Source organism: Pseudomonas sp. Pseusp10 (genome assembly GCF_059492225.1).
Genome location: NZ_CP168528.1, coordinates 3018798 through 3033221, shown reverse-complemented (window position 1 = coordinate 3033221; position 14424 = coordinate 3018798). Strand labels below are relative to the sequence as shown.

Annotated in this window: 15 protein-coding genes; 9 read left to right on the top strand and 6 right to left on the bottom strand. The window is 61.7% G+C overall.

All coding sequences use genetic code 11. From position 1 onward, the window contains the following. Nucleotides 1-326: 326 nt before the first annotated feature. Both ACEN8Z_RS13665 and ACEN8Z_RS13660 read left to right on the top strand, forming a co-directional pair. On the top strand, nucleotides 327-1373 hold the full coding sequence (locus ACEN8Z_RS13665; RefSeq protein WP_495597985.1) for a class I SAM-dependent methyltransferase: 1047 nt from the start codon (nucleotides 327-329) through the stop codon (nucleotides 1371-1373). Nucleotides 1374-1502: 129 nt separating this feature from the next. Further along, nucleotides 1503-2345, top strand: a complete 843-nt coding sequence (locus ACEN8Z_RS13660) for an NAD-dependent protein deacetylase (protein WP_495597984.1) — start codon at nucleotides 1503-1505, stop codon at nucleotides 2343-2345. Between the two features lie 120 nt (nucleotides 2346-2465). On the opposite strand, the gene ACEN8Z_RS13655 is transcribed toward ACEN8Z_RS13660, so the two are convergent. Continuing rightward, nucleotides 2466-3362: a LysR family transcriptional regulator gene (locus tag ACEN8Z_RS13655; RefSeq protein ID WP_495597983.1), complete on the bottom strand. Its 897-nt coding sequence runs from the start codon at nucleotides 3360-3362 to the stop codon at nucleotides 2466-2468. Between the two features lie 173 nt (nucleotides 3363-3535). Here ACEN8Z_RS13655 and ACEN8Z_RS13650 point away from each other — a divergent pair, with 173 nt between their 5' ends. From ACEN8Z_RS13650 to ACEN8Z_RS13640, 3 genes are read left to right on the top strand one after another with little or no spacing between them, the layout of a single operon-like run. Beyond that, nucleotides 3536-4234, top strand: a complete 699-nt coding sequence (locus tag ACEN8Z_RS13650) for a CoA transferase subunit A (protein ID WP_056854522.1) — start codon at nucleotides 3536-3538, stop codon at nucleotides 4232-4234. Nucleotides 4235-4270: 36 nt separating this feature from the next. Continuing rightward, entirely contained in the window at nucleotides 4271-4936 is a 666-nt protein-coding gene (locus ACEN8Z_RS13645; RefSeq protein ID WP_007975748.1) for a CoA transferase subunit B, read from the top strand. 11 nt (nucleotides 4937-4947) lie between these two features. Continuing rightward, on the top strand, nucleotides 4948-6129 hold the full coding sequence (locus tag ACEN8Z_RS13640) for an acetyl-CoA C-acetyltransferase (protein ID WP_108232539.1): 1182 nt from the start codon (nucleotides 4948-4950) through the stop codon (nucleotides 6127-6129). A gap of 287 nt (nucleotides 6130-6416) precedes the next feature. Here the strand turns inward: ACEN8Z_RS13640 and ACEN8Z_RS13635 are convergent, their stop codons facing one another. Further along, nucleotides 6417-6947 (bottom strand): chalcone isomerase family protein, encoded by a 531-nt coding sequence (locus ACEN8Z_RS13635; RefSeq protein WP_495597982.1) that lies wholly within the window; start codon nucleotides 6945-6947, stop codon nucleotides 6417-6419. 166 nt (nucleotides 6948-7113) lie between these two features. Between ACEN8Z_RS13635 and ACEN8Z_RS13630 the strand changes: the two genes are divergently transcribed. Beyond that, on the top strand, nucleotides 7114-7920 hold the full coding sequence (locus tag ACEN8Z_RS13630; RefSeq protein WP_495597981.1) for a hypothetical protein: 807 nt from the start codon (nucleotides 7114-7116) through the stop codon (nucleotides 7918-7920). 203 nt (nucleotides 7921-8123) lie between these two features. After that, the gene (locus ACEN8Z_RS13625; RefSeq protein WP_442100035.1) at nucleotides 8124-8690 is read left to right on the top strand and encodes a DcrB/PsbP domain-containing protein; all 567 of its coding nucleotides are present in this window, start codon (nucleotides 8124-8126) and stop codon (nucleotides 8688-8690) included. A 3-nt stretch (nucleotides 8691-8693) separates the two neighbouring features. Here the strand turns inward: ACEN8Z_RS13625 and ACEN8Z_RS13620 are convergent, their stop codons facing one another. The 3 genes from ACEN8Z_RS13620 to ACEN8Z_RS13610 all read right to left on the bottom strand — a co-directional run bounded on the left by ACEN8Z_RS13620 (nucleotide 8694) and on the right by ACEN8Z_RS13610 (nucleotide 11690). Further along, the gene (locus ACEN8Z_RS13620; RefSeq protein ID WP_495597980.1) at nucleotides 8694-9410 is read right to left on the bottom strand and encodes an alpha/beta hydrolase; all 717 of its coding nucleotides are present in this window, start codon (nucleotides 9408-9410) and stop codon (nucleotides 8694-8696) included. A gap of 183 nt (nucleotides 9411-9593) precedes the next feature. Further along, nucleotides 9594-10706: a succinylglutamate desuccinylase/aspartoacylase family protein gene (locus ACEN8Z_RS13615; protein ID WP_495597979.1), complete on the bottom strand. Its 1113-nt coding sequence runs from the start codon at nucleotides 10704-10706 to the stop codon at nucleotides 9594-9596. Nucleotides 10707-10910: 204 nt separating this feature from the next. Then, nucleotides 10911-11690: an ABC transporter substrate-binding protein gene (locus tag ACEN8Z_RS13610; protein ID WP_007996325.1), complete on the bottom strand. Its 780-nt coding sequence runs from the start codon at nucleotides 11688-11690 to the stop codon at nucleotides 10911-10913. Nucleotides 11691-12021: 331 nt separating this feature from the next. On the opposite strand from ACEN8Z_RS13610, the gene ACEN8Z_RS13605 reads away from it, so the two are divergent. Beyond that, entirely contained in the window at nucleotides 12022-12663 is a 642-nt protein-coding gene (locus ACEN8Z_RS13605) for a type 1 glutamine amidotransferase (RefSeq protein ID WP_495597978.1), read from the top strand. A gap of 155 nt (nucleotides 12664-12818) precedes the next feature. On the opposite strand, the gene ACEN8Z_RS13600 is transcribed toward ACEN8Z_RS13605, so the two are convergent. After that, complete coding sequence (locus ACEN8Z_RS13600; RefSeq protein WP_495597977.1) at nucleotides 12819-13253, bottom strand: rhodanese-like domain-containing protein; 435 nt, start codon at nucleotides 13251-13253, stop codon at nucleotides 12819-12821. Between the two features lie 101 nt (nucleotides 13254-13354). On the opposite strand from ACEN8Z_RS13600, the gene ftrA reads away from it, so the two are divergent. Next, nucleotides 13355-14329, top strand: coding sequence for a transcriptional regulator FtrA (gene ftrA / locus ACEN8Z_RS13595; RefSeq protein WP_495597976.1), 975 nt, complete (start codon nucleotides 13355-13357; stop codon nucleotides 14327-14329). The last annotated feature ends 95 nt before the right edge of the window (nucleotides 14330-14424 follow it).

Here is a 14424-nt window from a genome sequence, read left to right as displayed (position 1 = left end):
GGATACACACGATCCTTGCGGGCACTGCCGATACCTGTGGGAGCGGCGATGCGGCGATCCGACTTGCTCGCGAAGAGGCCGGCACATTCAAAAGAAAGGTTGACTGACCTGCCGCTTTCGCGAGCAAGCTCGCTCCCACAAGGTCCAGTGTCGGTCAGGGAAAGGTAGCTTTCGTCGCTCAACGCGGCGCTATATGGCCTGCGAACTAAACTAAATGCACGCAGGACCCGCTTGGTGCCCTGCACATTCCCACGACCACCGCCCAGCGGCGAACACCTCCCCACACAATGCCCCTGGACCGTGATCCTGCTGAAGGAGCACACGTGATGGACGAGGCCAGACTCAACGATTTCATGGGCAAACTGGTAAATGACATGGGAGGCGCGGCGATGCTCGCCAACGTCATCCTCGGCGAAGAGCTCGGCCTGTACCGGGCGATGGCCGACAGTCAGCCAATGACCCCGGAAGCACTCGCCGCCAAAACCGGCTGCAACACCCGCCTGCTGCGCGAATGGCTCAGTGCCCACGCCGCTTCCGGCTACATGGAACACCGTGACGGCCAGTTCCGTCTGCCCGAAGAACAAGCCATGGCTTTGGCAAACGAAGACTCACCGGTTTATGTGGCGGGCGGGATCGGCGTGGTCGCGTCGTTTTTCCATGACAAGGACAAACTGGTCAAAGCCATGCGCGGCAACGGCGCCCTGCCCTGGGGCGAGCACCATCCGTGCATGTTCAGTGGTACCGAACGTTTCTTTCGCCCTGGCTACAAAGCCCACTTGGTCACCGAATGGTTGCCGGCCCTTGACGGCGTGGCGGCCAAACTGGAAGACGGCGCCAAAGTGGCGGACATCGGCTGCGGTCATGGCGCCTCGACGGTGATCATGGCCCAGGCGTTTCCGGATTCGCGCTTCGTCGGCTTCGACTACCACGCGCCCTCCGTTACCGTCGCCACCCAACGGGCCGAAGAAGGCGGTGTGTCCGGCCGGGCCAGGTTCTTCCAGGGCACGGCAAAAAGCTACCCTGGCAGCGACTACGACCTGATCTGCTACTTCGACTGCCTGCACGACATGGGTGACCCGGTGGGTGCGGCCAAACATGCTTATGAATCATTGAAAGACGACGGCACGGTGCTGCTGGTCGAGCCCTACGCCAACGATTTGCTCGACGACAACGTCAACCCGGTCGGACGCCTGTTCTACGCGGCGTCGACCTTCATCTGCACGCCCAACTCGCTGTCCCAGGAAGTCGGCCTCGGCCTGGGTGCCCAGGCCGGTGAAGCGCGGTTGCGCAAGGTATTCACCGAAGCGGGTTTCACCCGTTTTCGTCGAGCCACGGAAACGCCGTTCAACCTGATTCTGGAGGCGCGCAAGTAAACACCGCCACCCGTCTTCTGTAGGAGCGAGCTTGCTCGCGAAAAGCGCGATTACGCCGCGGGGTGTCAGGCTTACAGTGTTATCGTTGACGACCATCGCGAGCAAGCTCGCTCCTACAGGTTTCCCAGCATGCTCGACAGCATGATCCGTGACCAGCTCGACCGCCTCCATCAGCTCATGGCCGACGCGCCGTTTGCAGTGCTGACCGGTGCCGGCATCAGTACACCTTCGGGCATCCCCGATTATCGCGACAACCAGGGCGTGCGGCGGGGTCGGCAGCCGATGATGTACCAGGAGTTTCTCTCGGCCCCGGAGTCCCGGCGACGCTATTGGGCGCGGGCGATGCTCGGTTGGCCACGGGTCCGTCAGGCGCAGCCGAACGTGGCCCACGACACCCTGGCCAGTCTGCAGGGCACGCGGCAGATCAGCGGGTTGATCACCCAGAACGTCGACACCCTGCACGACCAGGCAGGCAGCCACGATGTGATCGAACTCCACGGCAGTCTGCACCGGGTGCTGTGCCTGGATTGCGGCCGGCGCAGCGAGCGCGATTCGATCCAGCGCTTGATGGAAACACAGAACCCGTACCTGGCCGGTGTCGACGCGGTACAGGCGCCGGACGGCGACACCTTGCTCGACCCGGCCTTCGAGGCACGCTTCCAGGTCCCGCACTGCCCGCATTGCGCCGGGGAACGGATGAAGCCGGATGTGGTGTTTTTTGGTGAAAACGTCGCGCAGGCCACGGCGGCCAAGGCGATGACGGTTGTCGAACAGGCTGCAGGGCTGTTGGTGGTCGGCTCGTCGCTGATGGCCTATTCGGCGTTTCGCTTGTGCCGGGCGGTGGTGGATCAGGGCAAGCCGTTGATTGCCATCAACCTGGGCAAGACCCGGGCGGATGAGATTCTGGATCTGAAGATTGAGGGGGCGTGCGAGCAGCTGTTGCCCTTACTGGCAGAACGCCTCACTTCCTGATCAACACAATACCCTGTGGGAGCGAGCTTGCTCGCGATGGGGGCGGCACATACAACACATTTACTGACTGATCCTCCGCCATCGCGAGCAAGCTCGCTCCCACAAGGCCCCCCATGCAACTCAGGGAAATCGCTGACCCAGGTTTTCCTCTTTCAGCACATCGAACAAGGCCTGCGCCGCCGCCGACAGTTCTCCCCCAGGCAAGGTCAACACCCCGAGCGCCCGCTCCACCACCGGGTCACGCAAGGTGATGCAACGCGCGCCCAGCTCACGCATCTGCCCCGCGCACAAGGCCGGCACCGCGCTCACACCCAGGCCACTGGCGACCATGCGCCCGACCGTCGCCAGTTGATGGCTTTCAAACTCCACCGACAGCTTCATGCCGCGGGCCTGCAAATGCTCTTCCAGCATTACCCGCACGGTGGAAGGTCGCTGCAAGGTAATGAACGGCTCCTTGAGCAGAGTCTGCCAGTCGATGTCTTCCCGCCCGGCCAGCGCCGAATCCAGGGGCACCACCGCGACGAAACGGTCGATGTACAACGGCGTGAATTGCAGCGGCGAACTCTGGGTCGGCTCGAACGCCACCCCCAGTTCCACCTGGCGGTCACGGACCATTTCCAGCACTTGCTCGTTGATCACGTCGTTAACCGTCACGTTGACGTTCGGATAGCGGGCGCGGAATGTCTTGAGGATCGGCGGCAGCAGGTTGCCGGCGAACGACGGCATCGCCGCCAGGGTCACGCGACCGCGCTGCAGGGTAAAGCGTTGACGCAGTTCATCTTCGGCGTTGTCCCAGTCGGCAATCAACCGGCGTGCCAGCGGCACCAGGGATTCGCCTTCGGCCGTGAGCGCCACGTTGCGCGTGTTGCGGGTGAACAGGCGCCCGCCCAGGCCTTCTTCCAGCGCCTTGATGGTCAGGCTCAGGGCCGATTGCGACAGGTGCAGGCGTTCGCAGGCCACGGCAAAGCTCAGGCTCTGGGCCACGGCCAGAAAGGCGCGGATCTGCTTAATGGTCATGGTCGCTTCGCTTCCAGTTGTAAGCTACAAGCTTGGAGCTGCAAGAAAGCAGCGGTTTGTTGAGTTTTATCTATTAATCAACATTAAAAATCAACTTAACAAATGAATTAACCAGCGCGACACTCAACTCCATTCGGCTAGCCAGCCGCCCACAAAGAATAAAAGAGGTGCATATGGCAGGTTTCGACAAGCGCGTGAGTTCCTACGAGGAAGCTCTGGCAGGTCTTGAAGACGGCATGACCGTGATCGCTGGCGGCTTCGGCCTGTGCGGCATCCCGGAAAACCTGATCGCCGAGATCAAGCGCAAGGGCACTCGCAACCTCACCGTGGTTTCCAACAACTGCGGCGTCGACGGTTTTGGCCTTGGCGTGCTGCTGACCGACCGCCAGATCAGCAAAGTGGTGGCGTCCTACGTCGGCGAAAACAAGCTGTTCGAAGAGCAACTGCTCAAAGGCGAAATCGAAGTCATCCTGACCCCGCAAGGCACGCTCGCCGAGAAAATGCGCGCTGGCGGCGCAGGCATTCCGGCCTTCTTCACCGCCACCGGCGTTGGCACTCCAGTTGCCGAAGGCAAGGAAGTGCGCGAATTCCATGGCCGCAAGTACCTGATGGAAGAGTCCATCACCGGCGACTTCGCCATCGTCAAAGGCTGGAAAGCCGACCATTTCGGTAACGTGATCTATCGTCACACCGCGCAGAACTTCAACCCGCTGGCGGCCACCGCCGGCAAGATCACCGTGGTCGAAGTCGAAGAAATCGTCGAACCCGGCGAGCTGGACCCGGCGCAGATCCACACCCCTGGCATCTACGTCGACCGGATCATCTGCGGCACGTTCGAAAAGCGTATCGAACAGCGCACCGTGCGTAAGTGATCCCCTGCCCCCGGACCGAATGAAGGAATAACGACAATGGCACTTTCCCGCGAACAAATGGCTCAACGCGTCGCCCGCGAAATGCAGGACGGCTTCTACGTGAACCTGGGCATCGGCATTCCGACCCTGGTCGCCAACTACATCCCCGAAGGCATGGAAGTCATGCTGCAGTCGGAAAACGGCCTGCTGGGCATGGGTCCTTTTCCTACTGAAGAAACCATTGATGCCGACATGATCAACGCCGGCAAACAAACCGTAACCGCTCGTATCGGCGCTTCGATCTTTTCCTCGGCCGAGTCCTTCGCGATGATCCGCGGTGGTCATGTCGACCTGACCGTGCTGGGCGCGTTTGAAGTGGACGTGCAAGGCAACATCGCCTCGTGGATGATCCCCGGCAAACTGGTCAAGGGCATGGGCGGCGCGATGGACCTGGTGGCCGGCGCGGACAACATCATCGTCATCATGACCCACGCGTCCAAGGATGGTGAGTCCAAGCTGTTGTCCCAATGCAGCCTGCCGCTGACCGGCGCCGGGTGCATCAAGCGCGTGCTGACCGACCTCGCCTACCTGGAAATCGAAAATGGCGCATTTGTCCTCAAGGAACGCGCACCTGGCGTCAGCGTTGAGGAAATCGTCGCCAAGACCGCTGGTAAACTGATCGTCCCGGACCACGTTCCGGAAATGCAGTTCGCTGCCCAGTGAGGAATCATTCCATGCAAGAAGTCGTCATTGTTGCCGCCACGCGCACCGCGATCGGCAGTTTCCAGGGTTCGCTGGCCAATGTGTCCGCGGTTGACCTGGGCGCTGCGGTGATCCGCCAGTTGCTGGCGCAAACCGGCCTGAACCCGGCCGAAGTCGATGAAGTGATCATGGGCCAGGTATTGACCGCCGGCGCCGGGCAGAACCCTGCGCGCCAGGCCGCGATCAAGGCCGGCCTGCCCTTCGCCGTACCGGCCATGACCCTGAACAAGGTCTGCGGTTCGGGCCTCAAGGCCCTGCACCTGGGCGCCCAGGCGATCCGCTGCGGCGATGCCGAGGTGATCATCGCAGGTGGCCAGGAAAACATGAGCCTGGCCAACTACGTCATGCCCGGCGCGCGCACCGGCCTGCGCATGGGGCACGCGCAGATCGTCGACACCATGATCAGCGATGGCCTGTGGGATGCGTTCAACGATTACCACATGGGCATCACTGCCGAGAACCTGGCCGAGAAGTACAGCCTGACTCGCGAGCAGCAGGACGCCTTCGCTGCGGCCTCGCAGCAGAAAGCCGTGGCCGCCATCGAAGCCGGGCGCTTTGTCGATGAAATCACGCCGATCCTGATCCCGCAGCGCAAGGGCGATCCGCTGTCCTTCGCCACCGACGAACAGCCACGGGCAGGCACCACCGCCGAATCCCTGGGCAAGCTCAAGCCGGCCTTCAAGAAGGACGGTTCGGTGACCGCTGGCAATGCGTCGTCGCTGAACGACGGAGCCGCCGCCGTGATCCTGATGAGCGCCGAAAAAGCCAAGGCCCTCGGCCTGCCGGTCCTGGCGAAAATCGCCGCCTACGCCAACGCAGGCGTCGACCCGGCGATCATGGGCATCGGCCCGGTGTCGGCCACTCGGCGTTGCCTGGACAAGGCCGGCTGGAACATCGACCAGCTGGACCTGATCGAAGCCAACGAAGCCTTCGCCGCGCAATCGCTGGCCGTGGCCAAGGACCTGGAATGGGACTTGAACAAGGTCAACGTCAACGGCGGCGCCATTGCCCTGGGTCACCCGATCGGCGCCTCGGGTTGCCGCGTACTGGTGACCCTGCTGCATGAAATGCTCAAGCGTGATGCCAAAAAAGGCCTCGCCACCCTGTGCATCGGTGGTGGTCAGGGCGTAGCACTGGCGCTCGAACGGGCTTAAGCCAACAGCGTTCAACAGGCGGCACGGGGACCCACGAAGATCCGTCGCCGTCTGGACAAACACCCGGTGCGATGCAAGTCGCACCGGGTTCTTTTTGCCTGCGTTTTTTTCAGTTAGACCGCGTTATCGTTCTTCGCGAGCAAGCCCGCTCCCACATTTGACCGAGTTGTCCAGACGGGCACGATCCACTGTGGGAGCGGGCTTGCTCGCGAAGGGGCCCGACAAGTCACCCCAAGAACTGCAGAGTCAACCCACTGTCCGCCCCACTGATCACCACAAAGCAAAGTCTACGGAGCCATGCCCAGCAACTGCTGGCGCAACTCGGGGTTGCTGGTACGCGGATCGAGCCAGATGGCAAAAAATGCCTGGGCGAATTGCAGGTCCTTCACTTCACGCAACAACTCCTGACCAAGAAAAAACCGCGCGCCCTGCCCCGGCAGGTACACCCCGGTCAGCCGCGTGCCGGCCTGCACATCGACGAACGACTGCTGCATCTGCACCTGCCAGGACGCCAGTTGCCCGGCACTGATCGAGGTGCCGGCGAGTCGCTTGATCTCCCTGACGCTGGCATTCACCAGATCTTCACGGGAAATGTTGCGCTGGTAGATCAGCTCCAGGGCGAACGGCTGATCCCTCGCCAAGGGCCGCGACGTACTCCAGAGCCGTGCGCTGTAGACATCGAAGCCGTACTTGCGAAACTCACCACTGCCAATGACTTGCGCACCGGGCAGCGAATCCTGCCAATTGGCCAGGGCCTGGCAGCTCAGCAAAACAAGCAGCCACAGACCATGGCGCAGCGGTGATCGTTGGTGGTTCATACGGATTGGCCTCATCGCGGGATGCCCAGAAAAACGTAGGCGCAAAAGACCTTTTCGTACAATTTCCGAAGGGCCATGTTTTTGTATACAAAATCCATATACACATAAAGCAATCTACCCGACGCAATGTTACCGTTGCTACCTCACACAGGTCGGAGACGTGCGCGTGTTGATCCTTAAACTGCTGGTGATCCCAGGCTTTCTGCTGCTGATTTCCCTGGCTGGCAAACGCTGGGGGCCGAGCGTGGCCGGTTGGTTGTCGGGGTTGCCGGTGGTGGTCGGGCCGATCCTGTTGTTCCTCGCCCTTGAACAAGGCCCGGCGTTCGCCGCGCAATCGGCCACCGCTGCACTGTCGGCCATGTTCGCGATGATTGCGTTTTGCGTGACCTACGCCCAGGTCGCACAACGGGCCGGGTGGCCACTGGCGTTGATGGTCTCGCTGGTGGTCTGGGCGCTGGTGGCGGTTGTCCTGTCGCTGATTCCGGGATCCCTGGTGTTTTCGCTGTGCGCCGCCGCGACCGCGCTGCTCGCCGCGCCTTATCTGTTCCCCCCCGTGCAACCGGTGCTCAGTGGCCCGGCACCGAAATCCGACAAGCTTGTGCTGCGCATGGTGGCCGGGGCATTGCTCACGCTGGTCGTAACATTGCTGGCCAGCACCGTCGGCGACCGCTGGAGCGGCCTGCTGGCGGTGTTCCCGGTGTTGGGCAGCGTGATGGCGGTGTTCTCCCAGCAAACCCATGGCCCGGCCTTTACCGCCGCGTTGCTGCGCGCCACCGCCACCGGCATGTACTCGTTCGCCGCCTTCTGCCTGGTGTTGGCGCTGACCCTGCCGACGATGGGAATGAACGCTTTTGTGCTGGGCATCGCGGTGTCGGTGGCCATGCTGGGCGTGACAAAGCGTCTGCTGGCGCAGCCGGTTGGCCCGACGACGGACGCTGGAGGAACCGTCAAAGCACCGAAACACGTTCGATGAGGTACGTCTGAAAGAATGCAGGGGGCCGCTTCGCGGCCCAGAGGGGCGGTGCGGCGTTCCGACAAGCCCCCTCGTCACAGGTAAGCCACCTAACCCCAGATCGCTGCTTTGCCTGAGTGACCACTCGTTAGAGCACGCTGGAATGCATCACAAACTCCATGGGATGATCGCGCCCCACCGCGCGTCCATCCCTGGAGATTCCGATGTCATTGTTGAGTAAAAAAGCCCTTGTCCTGCTGCTGGCAGCCGCTACCGGCCTTGGGGCTTTGAATGCGCAGGCCGCCAAGGCCACTTCCAGCGATGCGCCAGCACAGAAGGTCTCGATGCTCGGCGGCAAGTTCACCTTCAACCTGCCCAAGGGTTTCCTCGCCAACCCGCTGCCGGCCAGCCCGGGCGGTGCCAACGGCACCCTGTACAGCAATGAGACCACCAAGACCGTGGTGATCGCCGCTGAAAACACCCTGCCCAAAGGTATCAGCGTCAAGGACAACGACGGCGGGTTCCTCGACGGCACCGTGGCCGACTTCGATGCGGCGCAACACAAGTCCCTGCCCGACTACAACAAGCTCAGCGAGAAAACCCTGACCCAGAAATCCGGGCTGGGCCTGCGCCAGGTCGACGGCACTGCCACGCAGGGCGGTGGCATGACCCTCACCACCACGCTGATGGCGGCATCCGGCACCCGCATGGCGGTGATTCAGGTGATTTCCCGCCCCGGTGACATGGCGGCCCACGAAACCCTGATCAAACAGATCGTCAGTGGAAAATAAGACTCAGGGGTTGAGACGCTGCAACCAGGCGCTCAAATCCTGTATCTCGTCGGCGCTGATGTTGTGACCGACACCAGGGTAGCCGTGGAACTCGGGTTCGAGTGACACGCTCTGCAACAGACTGTTGGCTTCGGTGCCGTCGCTGTAGGGAAGGCGTTTGTCCTGCTCGCCATGACCGATGAAAATTGCCAGCGACTGACGTTTTTCATCCGGTTGGAGCTCGGACTTGAGCACCGGCAGAATCCGCCCGCTCAATGCAGCGATCCCACCGAGCGCCTCGGGATGCCGCAGGCCTGTTTCGTAGGTCATGATCGCGCCCTGGCTGAACCCCACCAGGAATACCTTCTCGGGCTCGGTGTGATATTTCTTCGTGGCCTGTGCGACGAAATCCAGCAGCAACTGGCCGCTGGACTTCAGATCATCGGTCTCGCCGTTGTAGGCCCCTTCGCCCTTCTTGCGGAACCACTGATAGCTGCCTGCTTCCATCACCAAAGGTGCCCGCACCGACAGGTAGGTGTAGGACTCGGGCAAGTCGTCCTTGATGCCGAACAGGTCCTGCTCGTTACTGCCGTAACCGTGAAGAAAAATCACCAGGGGTTGATGGTTCGAATCGGCGTTGGCCTGCTCCAGGTACTTGAGCGGCAGGTCGGTTTGCAGCGGGGATTGGGCGAGGACGGCAGTGGATGCCAGGAGGGTGAGCAGCGCGAGAATCTTCAACATGGGACTTCCTTCACGGAATGCAGGATTCGCGCAAGAGCCTAACACTGGTCAGTAGGCAGGAACATCTCGGGCGTGGCGAATGCCGCCATCGCGAGCAGGGCTCGCTCCTACAGGGATTGCGCAGTCCCTGTAGGAGCGAGCCCTGCTCGCGATGAGGCCCGGGCGGGCAATGAAAATTCCGGCTCAGTCGTTGATCAACTTCCCCGCCCGAATCGCCTCGCGCCCCGCCACTTTCGCCTGCCAGGAGCCTGGCTGGGTATAGCGCCCACGGTCGATGGCGAACAGCACGCCACTGGTGCCGGCCTGCACGGTGGTGACCTTGTCGTTCAACGGGTCGACCACTTCGAACAGCGCATCGCCCTTCTCCACCCACTCCCCGGCCTCACGCAAGAAGCTGACCACGCCGTGATGCGGTGCGAACAGGTATTGGGTGCCTTCGAATGGCATGCCTTCACAGCATTCGGCCGGTGCCGCCGGCCAGGTGCCGGAGATGAAACCTTGCTCGGCAAGGAACCCGAGGATTGCCTCGCAATTGGCCTGGGCCTGGTCGACCCGGGTATCTCCCATGCTGCCCAGCTCCAGCGTGGTCGCCAGGTTGGCCGGTGGAATCGCCGCCGCCGGGAACGCCCTGGCCAGGCGCAACCATGGCGAAGAACAGGATTCATCGAACGAACTGCCGCCGGAGTCTTCACACAACAACGCCACGCCGGCCTTCAAACGCGCCGCCAGGGATTGCCATTGCGGCCAGTGCTGCGGCAAGGCGTAGATGTGAATCGCTGCATCGAAATCGCAATGCAGATCGAGGGTGATGTCGGCGTCGCAGGCATGGCGCAGCAACAGACGGTGCATGGCTTCCAGCTGCGATGCCGCTGCCGGCAAGCCGTCGAGAACCTGACCCATGGTCTGGCGAATCAGCGCGATGTTGGCCTGGGCGTCAGTGCCCAGGCGATCACCTATCAACGCGGCCACCGGCGCACTGAGTTCGACGAACGAGCGGTTGAAGTTCTTGCCGCTGCCCAGCTCGAAACGCCCCATATGGCTGCCTTGCAAGTGCTGGTCGAGGCCGATGGGATTGGCCACCGGCACCAGCTCGATCACACCGTTCAATTGTCCCTGTTGTTCAAGTTCGGTCAGGCGTTTCTTCAACTCCCAGGCCGTGCGCATGCCAGGCAATTCGTCGGCGTGCAGGCTGGCCTGGATGTACACCTTGCGCGTGCCCGCGCCATAACGAAACACGCTGAGGGTGCGCTCGCTGCCCAGGTGGCTCCAGGGAAGTTTGTGGTCGATGCGTTGCATGTGGGGGGCTCCTGATGTCTGTACGGCGAGATCACCTGTGGGAGCGGGCTTGCTCGCGAAGGCGCCGGTACATTCAACATCCATGTTGCCTGACACGACGCCTTCGCGAGCAAGCCCGCTCCCACAGGTATCTCAGTGCTGAAAATGATTGCACAAAAAAAATGGCAACCGCTTCAACGGCTGCCACTTTTTTAAACGGCTCGCTTACTCGCCGTAAACGTCAAACTTGAAGTACTTGTCCTGCACTTGCTTGTACTTGCCGTTGGCGCGGATTTCGGTGATAGCGGTGTTGAACTTGTCCGCCAGTTCTTTATCACCCTTGCGCACGGCAATGCCGGCGCCGCCACCGAAGTATTTCGGATCGTTGTACTCAGGACCGACGAAGGCAAAACCTTTACCGGCGTCGGTTTTCAGGAAACCGTCGTCCAGGTTGACCGAGTCGGCCAGCAGCGCATCGATGCGGCCGGAAACCATGTCCAGATTGGCTTCCTGCTGGGAGCCGTAGCGCACCAGGTCAATACCGGCAGGCACCAGCACTTCCGTGGCGAAGCGGTCGTGGGTACTGGCGCGCAGCACACCGACTTTCTTGCCCTTGAGTTCGGTCAGCGGGTCCTTGATGCTGGAACCTTCCTTCATCACGAAGCGCGCCGGGGTGTGGTAGTACTTGATGGTGAAATCGACGTTCTTCTTGCGGTCGTCAGTGATGGTCATGGACGACAGGATGGCGTCGATTTTCTTGACCTTCAGCGCAGGGATCAAGCCGTCGAACTCTTGCTCGACCCAGGTGCACTTGACTTTCATCTGCTCGCACAGGGCGTCGCCGATGTCCACGTCGAAACCGGTGAGTTTGCCGTCAGGGGTTTTCATCGAGAATGGCGGGTAGCCGGCTTCGATACCGATGCGAATCGGCTTGGCGTCTTCGGCCACAGCGGTCAGGGACAACATCGACAGTGCCAGGGCACCGAACATCACTAGCTTCTTCATTTATAACTCCTGTGTGCGGAGGCTTTTATTGGCAGCTTCGATTGGCAGCGTTCGGTCATCGCTTCGTGAGCGGGAACCGGGGTGGGCGGGCAGTCTAGAGTGGCTACTGGAGGGCAAATTACGCTGAAGCGACAAATACTTATAGAAAAGTGGCAGCAGGATGCAGGCGTTGAGGTGCACGCTCCATGACAGTGCAAAGTCTGTCAGACACGCCGCGTTTTCAGACCAGACCTACAGATTTTCGGGCGTCATCCGACGGAATGAACTGACTGGCGATGCCGGGAGTTTTGCGGCACATTGAGCGCCCTTGCGTCCCATCGAGAGTAGCGTGATGCCCACGTTGAACCTGATCCAGCACCACCCCGCCGAAGGTCCGGGTGCCATCGCCTTCTGGGCCGAATCCCGAGGGCTGACGCTGAAGGTGTTTCGCGCAGACCTCGGCCAATTGCCGCCCGCCAGCGCCGATCCCGTGATCCTGTTGGGCGGACCTTACGAATCCAATGCCGGCCCGGCCTGGCTGGAGGCCGAACGGCAATGGCTCAAAGGCAGTCTCGATCATGACGCGGCCGTGTTCGCCATATGCCTGGGGGCTCAGTTGCTGGCGCTGAGTCTCGGAGGGAATGTACGGCGGATGGACCAGACCGAAACCGGATGGACCACCGTGACCTTTATCGAGGGGCAAACACTGAAGGTGCTGGAATGGCACGAGGATGCCATCGACCTGCCGCCTGCCGCGCAGCTGTTGGCCAGCAGCGAACACTGTGTGCAGCAGATGTACCGCGCCGGGCCGGCGCGGCTGGGGTTGCAGTTTCATCCGGAGTGGAACGCCGAGTCGGTGACCATGCTCAATGCACATTTTGGCGATGAGTCGCCGTTGCCCCGGGGTTCGCAGGACGATGCTGCTTACGCCGACGTGTTTGCGTGGTTGCAGGCAACACTGGATGAGTGGTGGGCGGCCGCTTCCATTCGCTAATGCAGGTCAAAACACTTTCCTGTGGCGAGGGGGCTTGCCCCCGTTGGGTTGCGCAGCAACCCCAGAATCTCTGGTAATTGTCGAGAGTTTTGGGAGCGCTTCGCACTCCAACGGGGGCAAGCCCCCTCGCCACAGGGGTCAATGGTGTTTCAAGATCAGCATTCACAACCGATCGCAGCATTCACCGGCCGCGGCACCACGGCACTCAACTCAAACCCTTCATCCAGCCATCCGGTCACGCCGCCGATCATCTCCTTGACCGGATAATCCAGGGCCGCCAGCTTCACCGCTGCCTTGTTGGCGCCGTTGCAGTGAGGCCCGGCGCAATAGACCACGAACAGGCTGTCCTTCGGATAACCCGCCAAACCTTCGGCAGTCAGCAGACGCCGGGGAATGTTGATCGCTCCCGGTACATGCCCGCGTTCGAAAGCCAGCGGGCCACGCACATCCAGCAGAATGAAATCGACTTCACCACCCTGCTGGCTGGCATGGACGTCGGAACAATCAGTTTCGAACGTCAGACGGTTGCTGAAATGCATCAGGGCGATGGCCGATGGGGCGGCGGGAATTTCGCGAACCAGACTGGTCATGGGCTGTACTCCTAAGTAGCGGTGGGTGTGGGATGACTTTATCCGCCAGCCACTTGCGGCTACAGTGGCGCACAAGACACTCACCGGGAATTTTCCGCCAAATGCACCCTACCCCAGGAATGGTCGCGATTCTGGCCTACGACGGCCTTTGCACGTTCGAGTTCGGCATTGCCGTGGAGATCTTCGGCCTGCCCCGACCTGAATTCGATTTTCCGTGGTACGAGCACCGTATCGTCGCAGTCGATCAAGGCCCGATGCGTGCCATGGGCGGCATCCAGGTCCTGGCCGATGGCGGCATGGAATTGCTCGCCGATGCCCGCACCATCATCATTCCCGGCTGGCGCGACCGCAGCGCCGCGGTACCCATGGAACTGATCGCCGCCCTGCGCCAGGCCCATGCACGGGGCGCGCGATTGCTGTCGATCTGCTCCGGTGTTTTCGTCCTCGCCGCCACCGGATTGCTCGACGGGCACGGTGCGACCACGCACTGGCGCTATACCTCGGAACTGGCCGAGCGGTTTCCCGGCATCCTGGTGGACCCGGACGTGCTGTATGTCGACTCCGGCCAATTGATCACCTCCGCCGGCAGCGCCGCAGGCATCGATGCCTGCCTGCATTTGGTAGCACGGGATTTCGGCACGCAGGTGGCCAATTGCGTGGCCCGGCGCCTGGTCATGTCGCCGCAACGCAGCGGTGGCCAGGCGCAATTCATTCCGACGCCGGTCAGTCCTGCACCGCGCAGCGATCTTTCTCGCGTCATGCAGTGGGCACGTGAGCGTTTGCACGAGCCGCTGGAAGTACGCGACCTGGCCAGCGAAGCCGCGATGAGCGAACGCACGTTCCTGCGCCGCTTCACCGAAGCCTGTGGCCAGTCACCGAAAAGCTGGTTGCAGCACGAACGCCTGGGCCGCGCCCGCGAGCTGCTGGAAAGCAGCGACCAGAACACCGAGCAGATTGCCGAACGTTGTGGTTATCGCTCGGTGGAAAGCTTCCGGGTGGCATTCCGCACGGTGGTCGGCGTGCCGCCTTCGGTGTATCGAGAGCGGTTTGGGCGTGGGGGCAATGCTGTGTTTTGAGGTGTTCTCAAGGCCCTCTTCGCGAGCAAGCTCGCTCCCACAGGTTTTGTGTTGTTCACACCAACCCTGTGGGAGCGAGCTTGCTCGCGAAGGGG

Excerpts from the sequence above, each read along its gene's own strand:
- ACEN8Z_RS13665 (WP_495597985.1), top strand. The coding sequence starts at position 327 with ATGGACGAGGCCAGACTCAACGATTTCATGGGCAAACTGGTAAATGAC.
- ACEN8Z_RS13660 (WP_495597984.1), top strand. The coding sequence starts at position 1,503 with ATGCTCGACAGCATGATCCGTGACCAGCTCGACCGCCTCCATCAGCTC.
- ACEN8Z_RS13655 (WP_495597983.1), bottom strand. The coding sequence starts at position 3,362 with ATGACCATTAAGCAGATCCGCGCCTTTCTGGCCGTGGCCCAGAGCCTG.
- ACEN8Z_RS13650 (WP_056854522.1), top strand. The coding sequence starts at position 3,536 with ATGGCAGGTTTCGACAAGCGCGTGAGTTCCTACGAGGAAGCTCTGGCA.
- ACEN8Z_RS13645 (WP_007975748.1), top strand. The coding sequence starts at position 4,271 with ATGGCACTTTCCCGCGAACAAATGGCTCAACGCGTCGCCCGCGAAATG.
- ACEN8Z_RS13640 (WP_108232539.1), top strand. The coding sequence starts at position 4,948 with ATGCAAGAAGTCGTCATTGTTGCCGCCACGCGCACCGCGATCGGCAGT.
- ACEN8Z_RS13635 (WP_495597982.1), bottom strand. The coding sequence starts at position 6,947 with ATGAACCACCAACGATCACCGCTGCGCCATGGTCTGTGGCTGCTTGTT.
- ACEN8Z_RS13625 (WP_442100035.1), top strand. The coding sequence starts at position 8,124 with ATGTCATTGTTGAGTAAAAAAGCCCTTGTCCTGCTGCTGGCAGCCGCT.
- ACEN8Z_RS13620 (WP_495597980.1), bottom strand. The coding sequence starts at position 9,410 with ATGTTGAAGATTCTCGCGCTGCTCACCCTCCTGGCATCCACTGCCGTC.
- ACEN8Z_RS13615 (WP_495597979.1), bottom strand. The coding sequence starts at position 10,706 with ATGCAACGCATCGACCACAAACTTCCCTGGAGCCACCTGGGCAGCGAG.
- ACEN8Z_RS13610 (WP_007996325.1), bottom strand. The coding sequence starts at position 11,690 with ATGAAGAAGCTAGTGATGTTCGGTGCCCTGGCACTGTCGATGTTGTCC.
- ACEN8Z_RS13605 (WP_495597978.1), top strand. The coding sequence starts at position 12,022 with ATGCCCACGTTGAACCTGATCCAGCACCACCCCGCCGAAGGTCCGGGT.
- ACEN8Z_RS13600 (WP_495597977.1), bottom strand. The coding sequence starts at position 13,253 with ATGACCAGTCTGGTTCGCGAAATTCCCGCCGCCCCATCGGCCATCGCC.
- ftrA (WP_495597976.1), top strand. The coding sequence starts at position 13,355 with ATGCACCCTACCCCAGGAATGGTCGCGATTCTGGCCTACGACGGCCTT.